Annotated in this window: 16 protein-coding genes; 9 read left to right on the forward strand and 7 right to left on the reverse strand. The window is 60.3% G+C overall.

What is annotated here, in order from left to right:
- Positions 1-600: 600 nt before the first annotated feature.
- A complete protein-coding gene (locus PMI26_RS16895) occupies positions 601-1,038 on the reverse strand; it encodes a hypothetical protein (protein ID WP_007974053.1) in 438 nt (145 codons plus the stop codon).
- Positions 1,039-1,142: 104 nt separating this feature from the next.
- Here PMI26_RS16895 and PMI26_RS16890 point away from each other — a divergent pair, with 104 nt between their 5' ends.
- Positions 1,143-1,583 carry a universal stress protein gene (locus PMI26_RS16890; protein WP_007974054.1) on the forward strand — a complete coding sequence of 147 codons (441 nt, stop codon included), beginning with the start codon at positions 1,143-1,145 and terminating at the stop codon, positions 1,581-1,583.
- Positions 1,584-1,767: 184 nt separating this feature from the next.
- Here the strand turns inward: PMI26_RS16890 and PMI26_RS16885 are convergent, their stop codons facing one another.
- Complete coding sequence (locus PMI26_RS16885) at positions 1,768-3,687, reverse strand: ATP-binding cassette domain-containing protein (RefSeq protein ID WP_007974055.1); 1,920 nt, start codon at positions 3,685-3,687, stop codon at positions 1,768-1,770.
- Positions 3,688-3,900: 213 nt separating this feature from the next.
- Here PMI26_RS16885 and PMI26_RS16880 point away from each other — a divergent pair, with 213 nt between their 5' ends.
- Positions 3,901-5,829: a transglycosylase SLT domain-containing protein gene (locus PMI26_RS16880; RefSeq protein WP_007974057.1), complete on the forward strand. Its 1,929-nt coding sequence runs from the start codon at positions 3,901-3,903 to the stop codon at positions 5,827-5,829.
- Between the two features lie 234 nt (positions 5,830-6,063).
- Here the strand turns inward: PMI26_RS16880 and PMI26_RS16875 are convergent, their stop codons facing one another.
- A complete protein-coding gene (locus PMI26_RS16875) occupies positions 6,064-7,107 on the reverse strand; it encodes a Fic family protein (protein WP_007974060.1) in 1,044 nt (347 codons plus the stop codon).
- A gap of 68 nt (positions 7,108-7,175) precedes the next feature.
- Positions 7,176-8,951, reverse strand: a complete 1,776-nt coding sequence (locus PMI26_RS16870) for an ABC transporter transmembrane domain-containing protein (RefSeq protein ID WP_162130281.1) — start codon at positions 8,949-8,951, stop codon at positions 7,176-7,178.
- Between the two features lie 251 nt (positions 8,952-9,202).
- Between PMI26_RS16870 and PMI26_RS16865 the strand changes: the two genes are divergently transcribed.
- Entirely contained in the window at positions 9,203-9,382 is a 180-nt protein-coding gene (locus PMI26_RS16865; protein ID WP_007974065.1) for a PA1571 family protein, read from the forward strand.
- 171 nt (positions 9,383-9,553) lie between these two features.
- Here PMI26_RS16865 and pdxB read toward each other — a convergent pair whose 3' ends face one another.
- Positions 9,554-10,696: a 4-phosphoerythronate dehydrogenase PdxB gene (pdxB, locus tag PMI26_RS16860; protein WP_007974067.1), complete on the reverse strand. Its 1,143-nt coding sequence runs from the start codon at positions 10,694-10,696 to the stop codon at positions 9,554-9,556.
- A gap of 317 nt (positions 10,697-11,013) precedes the next feature.
- Here pdxB and PMI26_RS16855 point away from each other — a divergent pair, with 317 nt between their 5' ends.
- Positions 11,014-12,423 (forward strand): MATE family efflux transporter, encoded by a 1,410-nt coding sequence (locus tag PMI26_RS16855; protein ID WP_007974069.1) that lies wholly within the window; start codon positions 11,014-11,016, stop codon positions 12,421-12,423.
- Positions 12,424-12,471: 48 nt separating this feature from the next.
- On the opposite strand, the gene tusA is transcribed toward PMI26_RS16855, so the two are convergent.
- Both tusA and rlmM read right to left on the reverse strand, forming a co-directional pair.
- Positions 12,472-12,723: a sulfurtransferase TusA gene (gene tusA, locus PMI26_RS16850; RefSeq protein WP_007974070.1), complete on the reverse strand. Its 252-nt coding sequence runs from the start codon at positions 12,721-12,723 to the stop codon at positions 12,472-12,474.
- Positions 12,724-12,914: 191 nt separating this feature from the next.
- On the reverse strand, positions 12,915-13,988 hold the full coding sequence (gene rlmM / locus PMI26_RS16845) for a 23S rRNA (cytidine(2498)-2'-O)-methyltransferase RlmM (RefSeq protein ID WP_007974072.1): 1,074 nt from the start codon (positions 13,986-13,988) through the stop codon (positions 12,915-12,917).
- Between the two features lie 298 nt (positions 13,989-14,286).
- Between rlmM and acnA the strand changes: the two genes are divergently transcribed.
- The 5 genes from acnA (at position 14,287) to rfaH (ending at position 21,511) form a co-directional block, all read left to right on the forward strand.
- Positions 14,287-17,028: an aconitate hydratase AcnA gene (acnA, locus tag PMI26_RS16840; RefSeq protein ID WP_007974074.1), complete on the forward strand. Its 2,742-nt coding sequence runs from the start codon at positions 14,287-14,289 to the stop codon at positions 17,026-17,028.
- Between the two features lie 222 nt (positions 17,029-17,250).
- The gene (locus PMI26_RS16835; protein WP_007974076.1) at positions 17,251-18,039 is read left to right on the forward strand and encodes a CPBP family intramembrane glutamic endopeptidase; all 789 of its coding nucleotides are present in this window, start codon (positions 17,251-17,253) and stop codon (positions 18,037-18,039) included.
- Positions 18,040-18,253: 214 nt separating this feature from the next.
- Positions 18,254-18,688 (forward strand): low molecular weight protein-tyrosine-phosphatase, encoded by a 435-nt coding sequence (locus PMI26_RS16830; protein WP_007974078.1) that lies wholly within the window; start codon positions 18,254-18,256, stop codon positions 18,686-18,688.
- A gap of 24 nt (positions 18,689-18,712) precedes the next feature.
- On the forward strand, positions 18,713-20,950 hold the full coding sequence (locus PMI26_RS16825) for a polysaccharide biosynthesis tyrosine autokinase (protein ID WP_007974079.1): 2,238 nt from the start codon (positions 18,713-18,715) through the stop codon (positions 20,948-20,950).
- Positions 20,951-21,004: 54 nt separating this feature from the next.
- Positions 21,005-21,511: a transcription/translation regulatory transformer protein RfaH gene (rfaH, locus tag PMI26_RS16820; protein ID WP_007974080.1), complete on the forward strand. Its 507-nt coding sequence runs from the start codon at positions 21,005-21,007 to the stop codon at positions 21,509-21,511.
- Positions 21,512-21,780 lie beyond the last annotated feature (269 nt).

Consider the following 21,780-nt stretch of genomic DNA (forward strand, 5'->3'; position numbering starts at 1 on the left):
GTCGGACGCAGGCGAATGGCTTGGCAGGGACGTTAATCGTCGATGCTACGCCCATTCCCCCGGCACACCCGCCAACGCGATAGTCGGGATTCTGTAGGAGCGGTCTGAAATACAAACGCTCAATTCATACGCCCGTTTGATTTGGGTACGTCACCTTCACGGAATTTCCGGCAATTGTCAATCGCCCGAAACACGGGTTGAAACGCGACTTTCCGGTCATGTCCGTACTGCGAAGACCTTAAACACGCCGAAGCATGCGGGGTCATTCATAGAATCAATTGTTAGAAAATGCGCCCTAATTCGCCGCAGCCCGTGTTTAACAAGCTACGCTGGCGGAACCAAGGGGAAAATTGTGAACGCTTTTGGCGAATGCCCAGCGTAAGATCAGCCAACACCGATTTACCGGCCTGCCTGGCCAACCCGCCCGATGATTTTGTCGGGCTTTTTATTGCGTACAAAAAAACGGCAATTGCGCTCCTCTGCACTCTGTAGGAGCGAGCCTGCTCGCGATGAACCTGAGAGCGCCACGGGGTGTCAGGCTTCAAGCATCATCGTTCACGTCCATCGCGAGCAGGCTCGCTCCTACAGGGGATCGGAGCTTCAGGCGAGCGCCTTGAGGGTGGCATCGATGTGCTGCAACACCTCGGCCTCGCCCTTCTCGCCCCAATACAAGGCGATGATTTGCTTGTCGGCCTCGACCTTGTAGACATTACCCGGCAATTTTTCGAAATGATTGAGCAGCGCCTGATCTTCACAGGTTTCCTGCCATTGATTGACCCAGACACCCGGTGATTTTTGCCAGTAACTCCAGCACGCCGGCTGACTGCCACGCCGCGGACGATGGTACTGGGCGCACGGGTTCGGCGGCTCCTGGCTGAGCCAGTGTGGCCACTCCTGGGGCGCCAGTTGCATGGCCAGCCCAATGCGCCGGGCCTCCATGCGCAGGGCGATGCGCCCGCTCTGGGCACGCGACGGGCGCAACCATGCCAGTGGGCTGAGTACCACCAGCAGGATTGACACCACTATCCACACCGTCATATCTGTACTCCCGATTCTTGATGAGCCCATTGTGTCACTTTGGAACCAATGCGCTTGAAACCAGCCATACTTACCAATATTGCAATCCTCAGGAGGAGCACCTCATGCCCTACAACCATATTCTGGTCGCTGTAGATCTGACCGAAGAGTGCGACCCTGTGATCCACCGCGCTCGCGAGCTGTCGGTGAGCAACGGCGCGAAATTGTCACTGGTGCACATTGTCGAGCCGATGGCGATGGCCTTCGGCGGCGACGTACCGATGGACCTGTCACAACTGCAACAGCAGCAGTTCGATCAGGCCAAGGAGCGCCTTGACCGCTTGATCCTCAAATACCCGGAGCTCTCCAGGGAATACAGCCACCTGACCTATGGCCAGCCACGCCAGGAGATCCACCACCTGGCCAAGGAGCAAACCTGCGACCTGATCGTGGTGGGCAGCCACGGCCGGCACGGCCTGGCACTGCTGCTCGGCTCCACCGCCAATGACGTGCTGCATGGCGCGCCTTGCGATGTGCTTGCGGTGCGCCTGCAAACCAAAAGCTGACAACACCTGCCCCTGTAGGAGCGAGCCTGCTCGCGATGAACCTGAGAGCGCCACGGGGTGTCAGGCTCCCCGTGTCATCGTTGACGACCATCGCGAGCAAGCTCGCTCCTACAGGGAACTGCAGTTCATATGAAAAGCCCGGCGTTCACGTGTGTGAAGCCGGGCTTTTTTATTGCAGGATCAATCAGGCATCCAGTTCGGCCCAGCGCTCGACCATCACGTCGAGTTCAGCCTGCAACTGCGCCAGCTGAGCGATCACTGCAGCCGTCTCGGCAGCCGGGCGCAGGTAGAAACCCGCGTCGGCCATTTGCGCTTCAACGGCAGCGATCTGCTGCTCCATGGCTTCGATCTCGCCGGGCAACGCTTCCAGCTCACGCTGCAATTTGTAGCTGAGCTTCTTCTTCGCCACTGGCGCTTCGACTGCCGCCGCAACCGGTGCCGGCTCGGCCTTCACCACTGCAGAGTTCAGGTCAGCCTTGCCGGACTTGCTTTCGGTTACGCCGAGCAGGCGCGGCGAGCCGCCCTGACGCAGCCAGTCCTGATAACCGCCGACGTATTCACGCACCTTGCCTTCACCTTCGAAGACCAGGGTGCTGGTCACCACGTTGTCGAGGAATGCCCGGTCGTGACTGACCATCAATACGGTGCCGTTGAAGGTCAGCAGGACCTCTTCGAGCAATTCGAGGGTTTCGACGTCGAGGTCGTTGGTCGGTTCGTCGAGTACCAGCAGGTTCGCCGGCTTGCTGAACAGCTTGGCCAGCAACAGACGGGCACGTTCACCGCCGGACAGCGCCTTGACCGGCGTGCGCGCACGCTGCGGGCTGAACAGGAAGTCGCCGAGGTAGCTCAGCACGTGGCGGCTCTGGCCGTCGATATCGATGAAGTCGCGACCTTCGGCGACGTTGTCGATCACGGTCTTTTCCAGATCCAGCTGATGGCGCAACTGGTCGAAGTAGGCCACATCGATCCTGGTGCCCTCTTCCACCTTGCCGCTGGTTGGCTGCAAGCCGCTGAGCATCAGCTTCAGCAGCGTGGTCTTGCCGGTACCGTTGGCGCCGAGCAGACCGATACGGTCGCCGCGCTGCAGCACCATGGAGAAGTCCTTGATCAGGAACGGACCGTCCGGGTGAGCAAAGCTCACGTTATCGAGGACCATGACCTGTTTGCCGGACTTGTCGGCGGTTTCCAGCTGGATGTTGGCCTTGCCGGTCCGCTCGCGACGTTCGCTGCGCTCGACGCGCAAGGCTTTCAGCGCGCGTACGCGGCCTTCGTTACGGGTGCGACGGGCCTTGATGCCCTGGCGAATCCATACTTCTTCCTGGGCCAGGCGCTTGTCGAACAGCGCGTTGGCGGTTTCTTCGGCCGCCAGTGCGGCTTCCTTGTGCACGAGGAAACTGGCGTAGTCGCCGTTCCAGTCGATCAGGCCGCCACGATCCAGTTCGAGGATGCGGGTTGCCAGGTTCTGCAGGAAAGAACGGTCGTGCGTGATGAACAGCACGGCGCCCTGGAAATCCTTCAACGCTTCTTCAAGCCAGGCGATGGCACCGATGTCCAGGTGGTTGGTCGGCTCGTCGAGCAGCAGCAGGTCCGGCTCGGACACCAGGGCCTGGGCCAGCAGGACGCGACGACGCCAGCCGCCGGACAACTCGGCGAGGGTCTTGTCGGCCGGCAGTTGCAGGCGGCTCAAGGTGCTGTCGACCAGCGTCTGCAAACGCCAGCCATCGCGGGCTTCGAGGTCGTGCTGGACGTGCATCAGCTTGTCCAGGTCGGCATCGGTGACGATGTTCTGGCTCAGGTGGTGATACTCGGCGAGCAGCGCACCGACGCCGTCCAGGCCTTCGGCCACCACGTCGAACACTGTCCGCTCGTCGGCCACCGGCAATTCTTGCGGCAATTCGCCGATCTTGAGGCCGGGTGCGCGCCAAACGGAGCCGTCATCGGGCTTCTGGTCGCCCTTGACGAGCTTCATCATGCTGGACTTGCCAGTGCCGTTGCGGCCGATGATGCACACCCGCTCACCACGGGCGATCTGCCAGGACACCTTGTCCAACAACGGCATAGCGCCGAAAGCAAGGGACACATCGCTGAATTTGAGCAGGGTCATGAGCTTCTCCAAAAACCGGGCGCGCATTCTACCTGACTTGAGGCTTCAGAAGGCCGGCAATTTCACTCTCGTAGCACTCTGAACGACAAATGTTGCGAACTGATGCGGGAAGACCCGCAAAGCTTTCGCCGGCTGCTGGCAAAAGGCTAAGCTACAGACAATTCAGTGCGGGCCTGCCCCGCACTTGTCATGTTTTCTCTGCCTGGACGTCTCATGCGCAGTCGCCTTTTCAATCTTTTGTCGTGTTTTTTACTTTCAGCCGCAGCGTTTCAATCCGCCCAGGCGGTGGACCTGTCCACCCAGCGCCAATATTACGATGAAGCCAAGCGCGCCCTGGCCAAGGGTGATACCGGCCCGTATTTCCGTTACAGCCAGGCCCTCGCCGATTATCCGCTGGAACCGTACCTGGCCTACGACGAACTGACCGCGCGCCTGAAAACCGCGAGCAACGCCGAAATCGAGAAATTCCTCGCCGAACACGGCGACCTGCCCCAGGCCAACTGGATGAAACTGCGCTGGTTGCGCTGGCTGGCGGATCGGGGTGACTGGGCGACCTTCGTCAAGTATTACGACCCGAAAATGAACTTCACCGAACTGGACTGCCTGAATGCGCAGTATCAGCTCAGCCACAACCTCAAGGCCGAGGGCAACGCCAACGCGGAAAAACTCTGGCTGACCGGCAAATCCCAACCCGATGCCTGCGACACCCTGTTCGGCATGTGGGCGGCCGAAGGCCAGTTGACCGAGCAAAAACGCTGGGAGCGCGCCAAACTCGCCGCCCAGGCGCGCAACTACCCGCTGGCCAACAGCCTGGTCAACGGCTTGACCACCCTCGCCCCGCGCGGTCGCTTGCTGGTGGACGTCGCGCAGAAACCGGAACTGCTCAACCAGCCATCACGCTTCACCCCGGCCGATGAAGCCATGTCCGACGTGGTCAGCCTCGGCCTGCGCCGCCTGGCCCGCCAGGACCCGGACAAGGCCATGGATCTGCTCGATGGCTACGCCAGCAGCATGCACTTCTCCCGGGATGAAAAAGTCGCGATTGCTCGGGAAATCGGCCTGACCCTCGCACGACGTTTCGACAGCCGTGCACTGGACGTCATGACCAAATACGACCCCGAGCTGCGCGACAACACGGTTTCCGAGTGGCGCCTGCGCCTGCTCCTGCGCCTGGCGCGCTGGGACGATGCCTATCAATTGACCCGCCGCCTGCCCCAGGACCTGGCCACCACCAACCGCTGGCGCTACTGGCAGGCTCGCAGCCTGGAACTGGCGCAACCACAGAATCCGGAAGTGCAGACGCTCTACAAGAACCTGGCCCGCGAACGCGACTTCTATGGTTTCCTCGCCGCCGATCGCTCGCAGTCGCCCTACTCGCTGCTGAACAAACCGCTGGTGCTCAGCCAGGCCACCATCAACAAGGTGCGCAACACCCCCGGCGTACGCCGCGCCCTGGAGCTGCACGCCCGCGGGCAGATCGTCGATGGTCGTCGCGAGTGGTACTACGTCAGCCGTCACTTCAGCCGCGACGAAATGGTCGCCCAGGCCAAACTGGCCTACGACCTGAAATGGTACTTCCCGGCGATCCGCACCATCAGCCAGGCGCAGTATTGGGACGACCTGGATATCCGCTTCCCGATGGCTCACCGCAACACCCTGGTGCGTGAAGCGAAGAACCGCGGCCTGCATCCGAGCTGGGCGTTCGCCATCACCCGTCAGGAAAGTGCGTTCATGGACGACGCCCGTTCCGGTGTCGGCGCCTCGGGCCTGATGCAACTGATGCCCGCCACCGCCAAGGAAACCGCACGCAAGTTCAGCATTCCCTATAGCTCGCCACAGCAACTGTTCGATCCGGAGAAGAACATCCAGCTTGGCGCCGCCTACCTGAGCCAGGTGCACAGCCAGTTCAACGGCAACCGCGTCCTTGCTTCAGCCGCCTACAACGCCGGCCCGGGTCGCGTGCGCCAATGGCTGCGCGGTGCCGACCACCTGAGTTTCGACGTGTGGGTCGAAAGCATCCCGTTCGACGAAACCCGCCAGTACGTGCAAAACGTGTTGTCGTACTCGGTGATCTACGGCCAGAAGCTCAACTCGCCACAGCCGATCGTGGATTGGCATGAGCGGTTTTTCGACGATCAGTGATTCAATCGACCCGCAAAAAAGCCCGCATCACAGAAGCGGGCTTTTTTTATGGTTCTTCACGCAGTACCTAGGAGCCAGCTTGCTGGCGATGTTCTCAAGTGCGCCGCGTTTACCCAGTTCTCACGCGTCATCGTTAACGACCATCGCTGTGATGCGGCGACCCGACAAACCAGCTCCCACAGGTATTGCGTTATCAGTGTTTCCCAGTATTGCGTGATGATCCTTTTTTATTCCTCAGAATTTCTTTGCTGATTTGAGCCGCGCGAAGACCTGTTTTCCAAGCTGGGTCAGGCGATACTTTTGTGCCGGACTACTTGGCGACTCGGGATGGGTCATCTCTATCCATTCAACCGCTAATGCAGGCCTGAGATAGTTAGCCCGAAAGGTCGCCTTGTGCACCAATCCGATGTCAGCCATCAATTCGCTGATCTTTCGCGGACCGTTAAGATGCAGTGCAGAAAGCAACTTCTCTACTGGGTCGCTTACTGGGTCGGTTACTGGGTCGATTCCTGGCTCACTCCGTACCGCCTCCAATAGTGCAAGGCTCATGGCTTGCAACATGAACTCCACGAAAGGCGTTGATTCGGCCAAATGATCGGCCGCCGACAATGCCGCGTAGTACGCCTCCTGCTGATCCCGAATCACGGCCTCAACCGGTAAATAAGACAATACCGGGCGCCACTGACTGAGTATCAGGGTTTGCCAAAGGCGCCCCATACGTCCGTTACCGTCAGCGAAGGGATGGATGAGCTCAAATTCATAGTGAAAGACGCAACTGGTAATCAGCGGATGCCAGTCCGAGGCACCAAGCCACGCCAACAAGTCCTCAATCAAGTGCACAACGCGACTCGGCGGCGGCGCCATATGGATCAACTTGTCGCCACGATAGATACCCACGCCGGCTCGACGAAACTGCCCGCATTCATCAATCAATCCGCCCATCAGCAATTCATGGGCACGCAGTAAATCGGTCCGGCTGCTTGGCTGCCAATCAGGTATGGCTTCGTATGCAGCAAACGCATTTCGTACTTCCTGGATTTCCCGAGGTAACCCCAGCACACGCTGTCCTGCCAGAACGGCAGTCACCTGCTCGATGCTCAGCGTATTGTTTTCGATGGCCAAAGAAGCCTGAATCGTTCGAATCCGATTGCCACGGCGTAACTGAGGTGTCTGCAGGCGTTCGTCCATAGCCGTAAGCTGACCGATCTGTTCGCTGATATCGGCGATCAGCGACAACATTTTCGTCGTCAAGGTCAACGGTGGTTGATAACGGCTCATATCCTCATCCGGGGTCATTACAGAGGACGACATAATGCCCGAACCGGGCGTCATTCATCAGCAGTCATTCATGCCACTTCATGTCCGTCACTGAACTGCAACGCCGCCAAACGCGCATACAAGGCATTGCTGGCGATCAGTTCCTGGTGCGTCCCTACCGCCACCAGTTTCCCCTGATCCATCACCGCGATCCGGTCGGCGTTTTTGACCGTGGCCAGGCGATGGGCGATCACCAGAGTGGTTCGATTCTTCATCAGGCTCGGCAGCGCCTGCTGGATCAGGTGCTCACTCTGGGCGTCGAGGGCGCTGGTGGCTTCGTCGAGGAGCAGGATCGGGGCGTCCACCAGCAACGCGCGGGCGATGGCCAGGCGTTGGCGCTGGCCACCGGACAAGCCGAGTCCGCCATCCCCCAGATGAGTCTGGTAACCGTTGGGCATGGCTTCGATAAAGTCATGGGCGTAAGCGATTTTTGCCGCGTCCTGTACCTCGGTCAGCGTCGCCTGCGGATTGCCGTAGCGAATGTTGTCTTCAATGCTGCCGAAAAACAGCGCCGGGGTCTGTGACACCAGGGCGAAGCAGCGGCGCAGATCCAGCGGATCGAGTTGAGTCAACGGCACGCCATCGAGCAGGATGCGCCCCTCGGCCGGGTCGTAGAAACGCAGCAGCAAGTCATACACCGTCGACTTGCCGGCCCCGGAGGGCCCGACCAGCGCCAGCGTTTCACCGGCATTGACCGTCAGGCTCAAGTCGTCGACGGCATAGCTTTCCGGCCGCGACGGGTAGGAAAAACGCACATTTTGCAGTTGCAGGCGGCCGTCGACCCGTTCCGGCAGCGTCACCGCGCCTGCGACCGGTGGCAGGATGATGTTTTCCGAACGCAGCAACTCGGCAATCCGCTCCGCCGCGCCGGCTGCCCGCTGCAACTCCCCGATCACCTCGCTCAAGGTGCCGAACGCACTGCCGACGATCAGGCTGTAGAACACGAACGCCGCCAGCTCGCCGGCGGAAATTCGCCCGGCAATGACGTCCATCCCGCCGACCCAGAGCATCACCCCGACCGCGCCCAGCACCAGCACGATCACCAGGGTAATCAGCCACGCCCGCTGGAAGATGCGCTTGCGTGCGGTGTTGAACGCCTCCTCCACGGTCACGGCAAACCGTTGCTCGTCCTGGACCTGATGGTTGTAGGCCTGCACGGTCTTGATCTGCCCCAGGGTTTCGGAAACATAACTGCCGATATCGGCAATCCGGTCCTGACTCAGGCGCGAGAGGTTACGCACCCGGCGACCGAAGATCAGGATCGGCGCGATCACCAGGGGCAAGGCCACTACCACGATACTGGTGAGTTTGGGGTTGGTGATGAACAACAGGACGATCCCGCCGATCACCATCAACAGGTTGCGCAGGAACAACGACAGCGAAGAGCCGATGACCGATTGCAGCAGCGTGGTGTCGGCGGTCAGGCGGGACTGGATTTCGGAGCTGCGATTGTCTTCGTAAAAACCCGGGTGCAGGTAAATCAGATGATTGAACACGTCACGCCGGATATCGGCAACGCAGCGCTCGCCGATCCACGACACCAGGTAAAACCGTGCAAAGGTTCCGATCGCCAGCCCTACGACCAGCAACATGAACAAGCCAATGGACTGATTGAGCAGATGTGGCGACTGGGTCATGAACCCCTTGTCCACCAGCAGGCGGATACCCTGCCCCATGGACAAGGTGATGCCGGCGGTGGCGATCAACGCCAGCAAGGCGCCGAAGGCCTGCCAGCGATACGGCGCAATGAAACGACTGGCCAGGCGAACAGCACGGCGGTGACGGGCAGAGAGCATCGCAAACATCCGGGACAAGACAATCATTAGGGTCAGCCTACACCGCTCAATGGGGTGGCTCGCTGCAAATCACAATGAGTCAGGTTAATTATGTCCACCAACACTAGAGGCTAGACGCTATTGGTCTAAAGTTCGGCTAGCCACGCGAAGGCATTTCTGCTGGACTGGTCCTGTCCCCCCGGAAAGATCGCAGGGAGTTGTCATAGCCCGGTCACCTGGCGGTTCTACAGTAAGCACACAACCTGAAGAGGAGACAGGCCATGTCCTTGCAACACAGCAGCGATGACAAGATTCAAGTGATCCGCACGCAACCAGACCAGTCTCTGGGCTGCTCGATTATCGACGAGCAGGGCCGCGAAGTACCGATCACTGAAGAAATGATCCAGAAAGCTTGCAGCGAACTGGAAAAGCGATTGGTCAAGCCTGCCGAACAAGAGTGATATAGCCACCGTCTTCTTGACCCGGCCCATTGTTGGCCGGGTTTTTTATGGGCGCCCGTCTGGACATTGGGGGGCGCCCTTCGCGAGCAAGCCCGCTCCCACACTGGATCTTCATGCACCACAAGCCCCCTGTGGGAGCGGGCTTGCTCGCGAAGGGGCCGCTGCGGTCTATCAGATTGCCGCAGCCCCCAACGCCACCACAATCCTCTGCAACTCAGGCGCATCCCCCTCGATCCGCACCTGCAACCCGTCGATCTCACGGCGCGAAGGATAATTCTTGCGCAGCACATCGAATGCCGCGCGCTGCTCGCTGACACTGCCGACAAGGCTGCGACGGAAATCCGCATCGTCACGACGCGGGTCATACACGCCACGGCACAGCATCGCCAAGGCCCAGGCCGGGTCGCTTTGCGCATTCAGGGTCACGTGCGACAGCCAGGGTGCCGGCAGCAAATCGCTCAGGCTGACGCGGGCCGGTTGCCCGAGGAAATCGCAATACGCCTGATAAACCTGCGCGGTGCCCCGCTGCTTGCCGTCGAGGCTGTAACCGGCAATGTGCGGCGTGGCCAGCACGCACAGCTCGGCCAGCGCCACGTCGACTTCAGGCTCGCCTTCCCAGACATCGAGCACTGCTTGCAGGTCCTCGCGCTCCAGCAGCACATCGCGCAGTGCCGCGTTGTTGACCACCGGTCCGCGGCTGGCATTGATCAGCCAGGTACCGGATCTGAGCTGGTTCAGGCGTTTTTCATCGAACAGATGCCAGGTCGATTGAGGACCCTGCTTGGTCAGCGGCGTGTGCAGGCTGATGACGTCGCACGCTTCGATGATCTGCTCGAGGCTGACGTAGTCACCGCCTTCAGTCGCCTGCCGTGGCGGATCGCACACCAGCACCTTCCAGCCCAGGCCCTGCAGGACCTTGACCAGTCGGCCACCCACCTCGCCGGCGCCGACCACGCCGTAGGTACGCCGGGTCAGATCGACCCCTTCGATTTCGGCCAGGGTCAGCAAGCTGCCGAGCACATAGTCGACCACGCCGCGGGCATTGCAGCCCGGCGCGCTGGACCAGGTGATGCCGGCCTGCTGAAAGTAATCCAGGTCCAGATGATCGGTGCCGATGGTGCACGTACCGACAAAGCGCACCTTGCTGCCTTCGAGCAGCGCGCGATTGACGTTGGTCACCGAACGCACCAACAGCACATCGGCCTGCTCGACCACGGCACGGTCGATGGCGCGACCCGGCACCCGGCGGATTTCACCGAAGCCTCCAAAGAAGGCATCGAGCAGGGGGATATTTTCGTCGGCAACAATCAGCATGGCAGGCTCCTTTGGCGGATCGGCAGTGTAGGCGTAGATGGCCGTTGTGAGCCAGCAAGCATTACGCGCCCCTTGTGGCGAGGGGGCTTGCCCCCGTTCGGCTGCGAAGCAGTCGCGAATTCAGTCTGCATGGTGTACCTGAAAGAATACTGAAGATGATTTGGGGCCGCTTCGCAGCCCAACGGGGGCAAGCCCCCTCGCCACAGAGATCGGGTACCTGTTTTGATTACAAATCGGTAACACGAGCTTTTTCCTGACTGCCGCGTCAACGCGTAGAATGCGCGGCTGTGCATCAAAACCTCTTGGACGTTTCGCTATTGAATCCTGTTATTGAAAGTACCGTCGCCACTGCTCCCGCGCGGACGACACCCGTTCGCCTGGAACTCAAGGGCCTGCTCGGCCTGGCCCTGCCCATCATGATCGCGCAACTGGCCACCACGGCCATGGGCTTCGTCGATGCGGTGATGGCCGGCCGCGTCAGCCCGCGGGACCTGGCCTCGGTGGCCCTGGGCAACTCGATCTGGATTCCGGTCTACCTGTTGATGTCCGGCGTTCTGCTGGCGACCACACCCAAGGTCGCGCAACGCTTTGGCGCCGCGCAGTTCGACGAGATCGGCCCGCTGGTACGCCAGGCGCTGTGGCTGGCATTGTGTGTCGGCTTGATCGGCAGCGGCCTGCTGCTCGGCGCCGAGCCGATCCTGCACTGGATGAAAGTCGATCCGCAATTGATCGAGCCGAGCATGGGTTACCTGCACGGGATCGCTTTCGGGTTTCCCGGGATGGCGTTCTATTACGTATTGCGCTGCTACAGCGATGGCATGGGGCGTACCCGCCCGAGCATGGTCATCGGCTTGTGCGGCCTGCTGCTGAACATCCCGCTGAACTATGCGTTGATCTACGGCCATTTCGGCGCACCGGCCCTGGGCGGCGTCGGTTGCGGCTGGGCCAGCGGCATCGTGATGTGGTTCATGGCGTTGAGCATGGCCGGCTGGACCTTCTGGGCCCCCTTCTATGCCCGCACCCGGGTGCTGGTGCGCTTCGACCGCCCGCAATGGGCCGTGATCAAGCGCCTGGTCGGCATTGGCCTGCCGATTGGCATCGCCGTCTTCGCCGAGTCCAGCATCTTCGCGGTCATCGCCCTGTTGATCGGCAGTCTCGGCTCGACCGTGGTCGCCGGACATCAGATCGCCCTCAATATCAGCTCGTTGCTGTTCATGATTCCTTATTCGCTGGGCATGGCGGTGACCGTGCGCGTCGGTCAGGCACTGGGGGCCGGCAATCCCTGGCAGGCGCGTTTCGCGGCGAAGGTCGGGCTCGGCGCGGCACTGGTGTTCGCGGCGTTCTCGGCGAGCCTGATCCTGCTGCTGCGCGAACCTATCGCCTCGATCTACACGCCTGACAAGGCCGTGATCCAGATTGCGTCGATGTTGATTGTCTATGCCGCGCTGTACCAGTTTTCCGATGCCATCCAGGTGATTTGCGCGGGTGCATTGCGTGGGTATCAGGACACCCGGGTGACCATGATCCTGACTTTGTTCGCCTATTGGGGCATCGGCCTGCCGGTCGGCTACGTGCTGGGGCTGACCGACTGGTTCGGTCCGGCCAGCGGCCCGAGCGGGCTGTGGGAAGGGCTGATTGCCGGTTTGAGCTGTGCGGCGCTGATGTTGTCGATCCGCCTGACGCTCAGTGCGCGCCGGCGAATTCGTAACAGCCGCTCGGCGGGCTGACTGCACAAACAAAAAGACCTGCGTTTGCAGGTCTTTTTTTGGGTGTCATCAGCCGGACTTCTTGCGAATCCAGTAGAGGTAGGTGCCCTCCTCCTCGTGCTGCGCCACCAGTTCGTGGTCGAGAAACACACAGAACTTGGGAATGTCACGACGGGTCGACGGGTCTGTGGCGATGACCTTGAGCAGGCCGCCGGGCACCAGGTCACGGATGTGCTGGTGCAGCATCATCACCGGCTCGGGGCAGTTGAGGCCGGTGGCATCGAGGGTGCCGTCTACCGGCGTATCAAGCATTTCACTCATGATTCACTCCTGAAACTGGCCGGCATTGTCGCGCATTGCCGGGTGTAACGTCATCTGTGGCATAACGCCGTACCCTTGTAGGAGCGAGCTTGCTCGCGATGATCGTTAACGATAACGCTGGATGCCTGACACCCCAATGCGCTCTCAAGTCCATCGCGAGCAGGCTCGCTCCTACAGGGGGTTGCGGTGCTTCAGCGGGACTTGGGTTTCTTCACGTCCAGCCGGCGCAAATGGCAGGTTACTTCCTCGCGGTCGTGGTACAGCTGCTTGCAGCCGATCTCGACCTTGATGCCCCGCGCCTTGAAACCCTCGGCAATGCGCTCGAGCAGACGCTTCACCTCGGCATAGCGCTGTTTCATTGGCAGCTTGAGGTTGACCACCGCCTCGCGGCAATGGCCGTCACCGATCCACTCTTCCAGCATCGCCGCATTGCGCGCCGGCTTCTCGACGATGTCGCAGACCATCCAGTCCACCGGCTGCTTGGGCTTGAAGGTGAAACCGTCGGCCATCAGGTGTTGCACCAGACCGGTGTCCATCAGGCTTTCGGCCATCGGGCCGTTGTCGATGGCGGTCACCAGCATGCCGCGGTTGACCAGTTGCCAGGTCCAGCCACCCGGAGCGGCCCCGAGGTCGACGCCGGTCATGTCGCTGTGCAGGCGCTCGTCCCACTGGTCGCGCGGGATGAAGTGGTGCCAGGCCTCTTCCAGCTTCAGGGTTGAGCGGCTCGGCGCCTCCCGAGGAAACTTCAAACGGGGAATGCCCATCGGCCACATCGCCGAGTTGTTCGACTCGGCCAGCCCCATGAACACCTCACGGCCGCTTTTGAAGGTCAGCAACAGCCGCGGCTTGTGAGCGTCTTCCACCAGTTTGCCGGCGGCCATCAGCGCCTTGCGCAGGTGCACTTCGAACTTTTTGCAGAAGTTCGACAGTTCCTTGCCATCATTGGTGTCGACCATTTCCAGCCACAGGCTGCCGCACAACGGAAAGTCCGCCATATGGGCGAGGATCACGCTGATGCGGTCGGTTTCCGGCAGATCGATGAAAATCCCCCGGGCCCATTGGCGCGGGAAGATCAGCTCGGCGAAACGCTGCCCGCGCATCAGGCGCTCGGCGCCGTCTTCTTCGGTGCAGACGAATTCGGCGCAAGCGGTGGCGGCTTTGGCCTTGGCGTAGCCGGCCACGTTCAAGCGCGCGGCGAGGTCGGAAATCTCGGAACAGACTTCACCTTCGAAGCCCGGCCGGCAATGCATGAATAGGGTGTTCATTCTTACTCCTGGACCCTGTAGGAGCGAGCTTGCTCGCGATGGACTCCAGGGCGGCGCATTTATTCAGGAAACACGCGTTATCGTTAACGTCCATCGCGAGCAGGCTCGCTCCCACAAAGAGAGACCGCTTGCCCTGAAGCAAAGCCTGTCACGAAAACCGGCGCATGATAGCCGAGATCGGAACCTGGGGTCTGTCCATAGAGTCCAGTTATTAGCCAGCTACCGAAAACAGGGCTAGGTTTAAGGCTCTGTCCGTCCCCTCAGTCCGTAGCCGTGCGGACTTCAAGGAGTGATCGCAATGCCGTCCCTCGATAGCCTGAAGACGTTGAAAACCCTGCAGGTCGGCAACAAGACCTACCACTACTTCAGCCTGCCCGACGCCGCCAGGAGCCTGGGCGAGCTGGACAGGTTGCCGATGTCGTTGAAAGTCCTGCTGGAAAACCTGCTGCGCTGGGAGGACGAAAAAACCGTCACCGGCGCCGACCTCAAGGCACTGGCCGCGTGGCTCAAGGAGCGTCGCTCCGACCGCGAAATCCAGTACCGCCCGGCGCGGGTGCTGATGCAGGACTTCACCGGCGTTCCCGCCGTGGTCGACCTGGCCGCCATGCGCGCGGCGATGGCCAAGGCCGGTGGCGATCCACAGCGCATCAACCCGCTGTCGCCGGTGGACCTGGTGATCGACCACTCGGTGATGGTCGACAAGTTCGCCAGCAGCAGCGCCTTCGAGCAGAACGTCGACATTGAAATGCAGCGCAATGGCGAGCGTTATGCGTTCCTGCGCTGGGGCCAGAGTGCCTTCGACAACTTCAGTGTGGTGCCGCCGGGCACCGGGATCTGCCACCAGGTGAATCTTGAATACCTCGGTCGCACGGTCTGGACCAAGGACGAGGACGGCCGCACCTATGCCTTCCCCGACACCCTGGTGGGCACCGACTCCCACACCACCATGATCAACGGCCTCGGCGTGCTCGGCTGGGGCGTCGGTGGCATCGAGGCGGAAGCGGCGATGCTCGGACAACCGGTGTCGATGCTGATTCCCGAAGTTATCGGTTTCAAACTCACCGGCAAGCTCAAGGAAGGCATCACCGCCACCGACCTGGTGCTGACCGTCACCCAGATGCTGCGCAAGAAAGGCGTGGTGGGCAAATTCGTCGAATTCTACGGCGACGGCCTTGCCGACCTGCCGTTGGCCGACCGCGCAACCATCGCCAACATGGCGCCGGAATACGGCGCCACCTGCGGTTTCTTCCCGGTGGACGACGTCACGCTGGAGTACCTGCGCCTGTCCGGCCGCCCCCTGGAAACAGTGCAATTGGTCGAGGCCTACAGCAAGGCCCAGGGCCTGTGGCGCCTGCCCGGCCAGGAACCGGTGTTCACCGACAGCCTGGCGCTGGACATGGGCAGCGTCGAAGCCAGCCTTGCGGGACCAAAACGCCCGCAGGACCGGGTGTCGCTGCCGGATGTCGCGCAAGCCTTCAGCGACTTCGTCGACCTGCAATTCAAACCCACCAGCAAGGAAGAAGGCCGCCTGGAGAGCGAGGGCGGCGGTGGCGTCGCGGTCGGCAACGCCGATCTCGCCGGAGAGGCGGATTACCATTACGAAGGCCAGACCTATCGCCTGAAAAATGGCGCCGTGGTCATCGCGGCCATCACCTCCTGCACCAATACCTCCAACCCGAGCGTGATGATGGCGGCCGGACTGGTGGCGAAGAAGGCCGTGGAAAAAGGCCTGAAACGCAAACCCTGGGTGAAGAGTTCGCTGGCCCCCGGCTCGAAGGTGGTCACCGACTACTACAAGGCAGCCGGCCTGACCCGTTACCTCGATGAATTGGGCTTTGCCCTGGTCGGCTACGGCTGCACCACTTGCATTGGCAATTCCGGACCGCTGCCGGAACCCATCGAGAAAGCCATCCAGCAAGCCGACCTCACCGTGGCATCGGTACTCTCGGGCAATCGCAACTTCGAAGGCCGGGTGCATCCCCTGGTGAAAACCAACTGGCTGGCTTCCCCGCCGCTGGTGGTCGCCTATGCGTTGGCGGGCACCGTACGCACCGACCTCAGCCGCGAACCGCTGGGCGAAGACAAGGACGGCAAACCGGTTTACCTGCGCGACATCTGGCCCAGCAGCAAAGAAATCGCCGACGCGGTGAGCCAGGTCAACACCGCCATGTTCCACAAGGAATACGCCGAAGTGTTTGCCGGAGACGAACAATGGCAGGCGATCGCGGTTCCGCAAGCGGCGACCTATGTCTGGCAGGACGACTCGACCTACATCCAGCACCCGCCCTTCTTCGACGACATCGGCGGCCCGCCGCCCGTGGTCAAGGATGTCAGCGCAGCGAACATTCTCGCGCTGCTCGGCGACTCGGTGACCACTGATCACATTTCCCCCGCCGGCAACATCAAGGCGGACAGCCCGGCAGGGCAATACCTGCGCGATAAAGGCGTGGAACCGCGGGACTTCAACTCCTACGGTTCGCGGCGTGGCAACCATGAAGTGATGATGCGCGGCACCTTCGCCAACATCCGCATACGCAATGAAATGCTCGGCGGCGAGGAAGGCGGCAACACCCGCTACATTCCCACCGGGGAAAAAATGCCGATCTACGACGCCGCCATGCGCTATCAGGCATCGGGCACACCGCTGGTGGTGATTGCCGGCCAGGAATACGGCACCGGATCGAGCCGCGACTGGGCGGCCAAAGGCACCAATCTGCTGGGCGTCAAAGCGGTCATCGCCGAAAGCTTCGAGCGCATCCACCGCTCCAACCTGGTGGGCATGGGCGTGTTGCCGTTGCAGTTCAAGCTGGACCAGAACCGCAAGAGCCTGAACCTGAACGGCAGTGAAACCCTGGACATCCTCGGCTTGACCGGTGTCGAGTTGACACCACGGATGAACCTGACACTGGTCATCACTCGCGAAGACGGCAGCCGCGAGAAGGTCGAGGTGCTGTGCCGCATCGATACACTCAATGAGGTGGAGTACTTCAAGTCCGGAGGGATTCTGCATTACGTGTTGCGGCAGTTGATTGCGTCGTAACTGACGAGCAATACACAGACACACACCGCCTTCGGGCGGTGTTTTTATATATGTCGCCTACATCCCTATAATCGCGCGCCGCAATCCCTTGTGGGAGCGAGCCTGCTCGCGATGGCGGTGTGTCAGTTGGAATCAATATTGACTGGCACAACGCTATCGCGAACAGGCTCGCTCCCACAGGGGGTTGGCGGTGCATCGCACATTCAGACACAAGGACTTCAAATGATTGCCCTGCCATGGACGTTTCTGGCCCTGCTCACCCTCGGCTACGGATTGGCGCTGAGCTATGGTCACCTCGATTGGCGGGCGGCAATCTCGGTGATGCTGCTGTTGACCGCAGGCTTCACCGTTCGCCAGCACGTGATTCCTGGTCTACGCATCCTCGGCCATGGCCTGTTCATCGTCCTGGCGCTGGCGCTGGCCTTGCACTGGCTACCGGGCTTCCATAACGGTCGCGGCATTGCGCCGCAGCGTTTCACCGACGACGCCGTGCCGTTTTCCATGTTCCTGAACCTGGACAAACCCCTGATCGGCTTCTGGCTGCTGTTGGTCTGCCCATGGATTGTCGGTCGTTGCTCGTTGCGCTCCTTTCTATATGTCACCGCACTGGCACTGACCTTGAGCACAGGGCTGGCACTGGGCAGCGCGCTGCTGATGGGCATCATCGCCTGGGCGCCGAAATGGCCGGACCAGGCCTGGTTATGGATGTCCAACAACCTGCTGCTGGTCACCCTGGTCGAGGAAGCGCTGTTTCGGGGCTATATCCAGGGCGGCCTGAGCCGGCTCATGAAAAACCTGCCCCGAGGTGAAAACCTCGCCCTGCTGCTGGCGTCTCTGATTTTCGGCCTGGCCCACGCGGGGGGCGGCTGGCAATGGGTTGTACTGGCCAGCCTGGCCGGGGTCGGTTACGGCTTCGCCTACCGTTTCGGTGGATTGGGCGCTGCCATCCTCAGCCACTTCGGCTTGAACCTGATGCACTTCGCACTGTTCACCTACCCGATGGCAGGATAATCACCGCAACGAACCAAACAACCGTATGACAGAAAGTAACAGCCGAGCCTTGACCCTCCATCCCTTCGTCACTAGAGTGCACGCTTTTAAAATGGCCCCGGTAGCAGTAAGCCATCGGAGATAGCCGTACAGTTGCGCGGGAAAGGAATCCACACGCCCTCTCCCTCCTGCCTGTGCGGTTTTCACACTTGATATCGCAACTTGCGCAGCCCCTATGTTCAATAAAATCCTGGTCGTTTGCATCGGCAACATCTGCCGAAGCCCCACCGTCGAGGCCCTGCTTAAAAGCAGACTGGCCGAGCGCGGCATTGATGTAAGTTCAGCAGGCATCCACGCCCTGGTGGACAAGCCCATGGACAGCACCGCGCTGGAAGTCTTGCGCGAACACAACGGCGACCACCCGGACCACAAAGGCCGGCAACTGACCCGCGAACTGCTGCAACAGGCTGACCTGATCCTCACCATGGAAACAGGCCACGTCAAACGCATCGTGCAAATGGCGCCGGAAGCACAGGGCAAAACGTTCCTGCTGGGCAAGTGGCAGAACAACCAGGAAATCCCCGACCCCTATCGCCAACAGAAGGTCGCCTTCGAACACGTCTACCAACTGATGACGCAAGGCGTCGACAGCTGGTCGCAAAAACTATAATCACCTCTTGCAAAAGTACCCCCCATGCAAAGCCCTAACAGCCTCCCCATCCAGGAACACCGCGACGACGATGACGACATCGATCTGCTCGCACTCTTCGGCACCTTGATCGACAGCAAGTGGATCATTGTTGGTATCACTGCGTTCTTTTGCGCGGTGGGTGTTGCTTATGCCCTTTTGTCGACGCCAGTTTACCAGGCGAATGCGCTGGTTCAGGTTGAAGAGAAAAAAGGCGGCATGGCTGCGCTGGGCGGCATGGCGGAAATGAGTGAGATGTTCGGCGGCACCTCTCCGGCGGTGACCGAGATTGAGCTGCTTAAATCCCGCGCGGTTCTGGGCAAGGCTGTGGAGAACCTGAAGCTCGATATTATTGTTGAGCCGAACTACTTCCCGCTGGTTGGCCAATTCTTGAGCCGACGCTTTGAGCCAGTGAGTGAAAACCAGGTGGCCTCGCCCCTGCTCGGCCTCAACGGCTTCACTTGGGGTGGAGAAAAACTCGATATATTCCAACTGGACGTGCCGGATGCCTACCTGGGCAAGGGGCTGACACTGCGCGCGGAAGGCAATGGCGCCTTCACCCTGCTGAATGACGATGACGAAGTGCTCCTCCATGGTCAGGCGGGCGAGAAACTTGAGCAAAATGGCTTCAAGCTACAAGTTGCCACCCTGAACGCGAATGCTGGTGCGCTGTTCCACGTCACTAAGCAGCGTCGCCTTAATGCAATTTTGCAATACCAGGAAGATGTGTCTGCCGCTGAACGTGGCAAGGAATCCGGCATCATCGCACTGTCGCTGGAAAGCCAAGATCCCGATCTGGCCAACAAGGTGCTGGACGAGATCAACCGGCTCTACGTACTGCAGAACGTCCAGCGTAACTCTGCCGAAGCCGCACAAAGCCTGGAGTTTCTGCGCACCCAGTTGCCGGATGTACGCAAGCAACTTGAGAAGGCCGAAGGTCAGTTGAATGCCTACCAGAGCAGTGCTCGCTCCGTAGACATCACTATCGAAACCAAAGCTGTACTCGATCAGATCGTTGCCCTGGAAACCCTGATTTCCGAGCTGAAGCTCAAGCAAGCCGAGATGGAACACCGCTTCACCCGCGAACACCCGTCCTACCAGGCACTGATGACCCAAATGGGTCAGCTCGATCAACAGAAACGCGGACTGGAAAAGAAGGTCAAGAACCTGCCGGAAACCCAGCAGGAATTACTGCGCCTGACCCGTGACATGCAAGTCACCACCGACATCTACACCCAGTTGCTGAACAAAACCCAGGAGCTGGATATTGTCCGAGCCGGTACGGTAGGTAACGTCCGCGTGATCGACTCGGCGGATGCGAACATCGAAAAACCGGTCAAACCGAAAAAAATGCTGATCGTTTTGATCGCAACGCTGCTCGGTGGCTTGATTGCCGTGGCCTACGTACTGGTACGTAAAGCGATGAATCGTGGCGTTGAAGACCCGGAGATCATCGAGCAACTCGGCATCCCGGTTTACGCATCGATCCCTCTCAGCAAGGGCCAGTCGCAGATTGAAGGTACGTTGAAAGGCAGCAACCGCGCCTCTACCGGTTCCCTGTTGCTAGCCGTGAACAACCCAGCAGACCTCGCCGTGGAGTCGTTGCGCAGCCTGCGTACCAGCCTGCACTTCGCAACCCTTGAGGCGAAGAACAACATCCTGATGATTTCCGGCCCAAGCCCGGCCGTGGGTAAATCCTTCGTCTCGAGCAACCTGGCCGCGATCATTGCCCAGACCGGACAAAAGGTACTGCTGGTCGACGCCGACATGCGTAAAGGCTACCTGAACAAAATGTTCCGCATGGACGTGAACAACGGCCTGTCCGACCTGCTCGCCGGCAAGATTGATCTGATCAAGGCAACCCTCTCCACCGAAGTGGACAACCTGCACGTCATCACCCGCGGTCAGATCCCGCCAAACCCGTCGGAGTTGCTGATGCACAGCAACTTCACCCGGTTCCTGGAGCAAGTCAGCAGCCAGTATGACCTGGTGATCATCGACACCCCGCCAATCCTCGCCGTGACTGATGCCGCCCTGGTGGGCCGCCAGGCCGGCACAAGCCTGATCGTGACCCGTTTTGGCGTCAACGCCGCCAAGGAAATCGCCGTGACCAAACGTCGCTTCGAACAGAACGGTATCGTGGTCAAGGGTGCGATTTTCAACGCCGTGGAACGCAAGGCTTCAGCCTACGGCTACGGCAGCTACAGCTACTATCAATACGAATACGCGTCGGACAAGAAGTGACACCGGATATCAGGGCAGCGCAGCTGCCCTGATTCACCCATGAGAGCCCTTAGCATGCCTCGCCCGCACCCGCCCCCACGCTGGTACCTGATCCAGTGCAAACCCCGGCAAGATGCCCGCGCCGAGGAAAATCTGATTCGCCAGGGTTTCACCTGCTACCGACCTACGCAACAGGTCGAACGCATTCAACGCGGTCGCCGCAGCACCTCAGTGGAGTCTCTCTTCCCCGGCTACCTGTTTATCCAGCTCGACCAGCTCAACGACAATTGGCACCCGATCCGCTCTACCCGCGGAGTCAACCAACTGGTGACGTTCGGCAAACTACCGATTGCGGTCGCTGACGATCTCATCGAGCAATTGCAACAGCAACTCAACGAGGCACCCGCAGAGCCCGCAACATTCGAACCCGGCGACAGAGTGCGCATCAACCGCGGCAGCTACAAGGAACTGGAAGCGATTTTCCTGGCCCGCGACGGCGCCGAACGCATCGTGATCCTGCTCCAGCTCCTGCACCGCGAACACACCCTCAGCATCCCGATCGACGCAATAGAAAAAACCTGATCCCCCCTATCGTTTTGCTCACCTAAAACAACAAAAATAAACACCAATGACTGACTTGTGAGTGCTGAAACTGCTTGCAATGTCGACCCCTGCCCGAACCACAGCAAGCCTGGCAGAAAACGGCTCCTCGCCCAATAAAAACGCGGCTTTTATTGGATCCATCCTACATATCAGTCTTCACTTTTCCTACGAACTCGGTAGAATACTCCCTCGGCTGAGGCTAACCACTTCATTCCGGCAGGATGCCTTGCACAGCCCCCGTTGTGCAG

Source organism: Pseudomonas sp. GM33, assembly GCF_000282295.1.
GTDB classification, from domain to species: Bacteria; Pseudomonadota; Gammaproteobacteria; order Pseudomonadales; family Pseudomonadaceae; genus Aquipseudomonas; species Aquipseudomonas laurylsulfatiphila.

Coding starts and splice junctions, on each gene's coding strand:
- PMI26_RS16895 (WP_007974053.1), bottom strand. CDS start 1,038: ATGACGGTGTGGATAGTGGTGTCAATCCTGCTGGTGGTACTCAGCCCA.
- PMI26_RS16890 (WP_007974054.1), top strand. CDS start 1,143: ATGCCCTACAACCATATTCTGGTCGCTGTAGATCTGACCGAAGAGTGC.
- PMI26_RS16885 (WP_007974055.1), bottom strand. CDS start 3,687: ATGACCCTGCTCAAATTCAGCGATGTGTCCCTTGCTTTCGGCGCTATG.
- PMI26_RS16880 (WP_007974057.1), top strand. CDS start 3,901: ATGCGCAGTCGCCTTTTCAATCTTTTGTCGTGTTTTTTACTTTCAGCC.
- PMI26_RS16875 (WP_007974060.1), bottom strand. CDS start 7,107: ATGAGCCGTTATCAACCACCGTTGACCTTGACGACGAAAATGTTGTCG.
- PMI26_RS16870 (WP_162130281.1), bottom strand. CDS start 8,951: ATGTTTGCGATGCTCTCTGCCCGTCACCGCCGTGCTGTTCGCCTGGCC.
- PMI26_RS16865 (WP_007974065.1), top strand. CDS start 9,203: ATGTCCTTGCAACACAGCAGCGATGACAAGATTCAAGTGATCCGCACG.
- pdxB (WP_007974067.1), bottom strand. CDS start 10,696: ATGCTGATTGTTGCCGACGAAAATATCCCCCTGCTCGATGCCTTCTTT.
- tusA (WP_007974070.1), bottom strand. CDS start 12,723: ATGAGTGAAATGCTTGATACGCCGGTAGACGGCACCCTCGATGCCACC.
- rlmM (WP_007974072.1), bottom strand. CDS start 13,988: ATGAACACCCTATTCATGCATTGCCGGCCGGGCTTCGAAGGTGAAGTC.
- acnA (WP_007974074.1), top strand. CDS start 14,287: ATGCCGTCCCTCGATAGCCTGAAGACGTTGAAAACCCTGCAGGTCGGC.
- PMI26_RS16835 (WP_007974076.1), top strand. CDS start 17,251: ATGATTGCCCTGCCATGGACGTTTCTGGCCCTGCTCACCCTCGGCTAC.
- PMI26_RS16830 (WP_007974078.1), top strand. CDS start 18,254: ATGTTCAATAAAATCCTGGTCGTTTGCATCGGCAACATCTGCCGAAGC.
- PMI26_RS16825 (WP_007974079.1), top strand. CDS start 18,713: ATGCAAAGCCCTAACAGCCTCCCCATCCAGGAACACCGCGACGACGAT.
- rfaH (WP_007974080.1), top strand. CDS start 21,005: ATGCCTCGCCCGCACCCGCCCCCACGCTGGTACCTGATCCAGTGCAAA.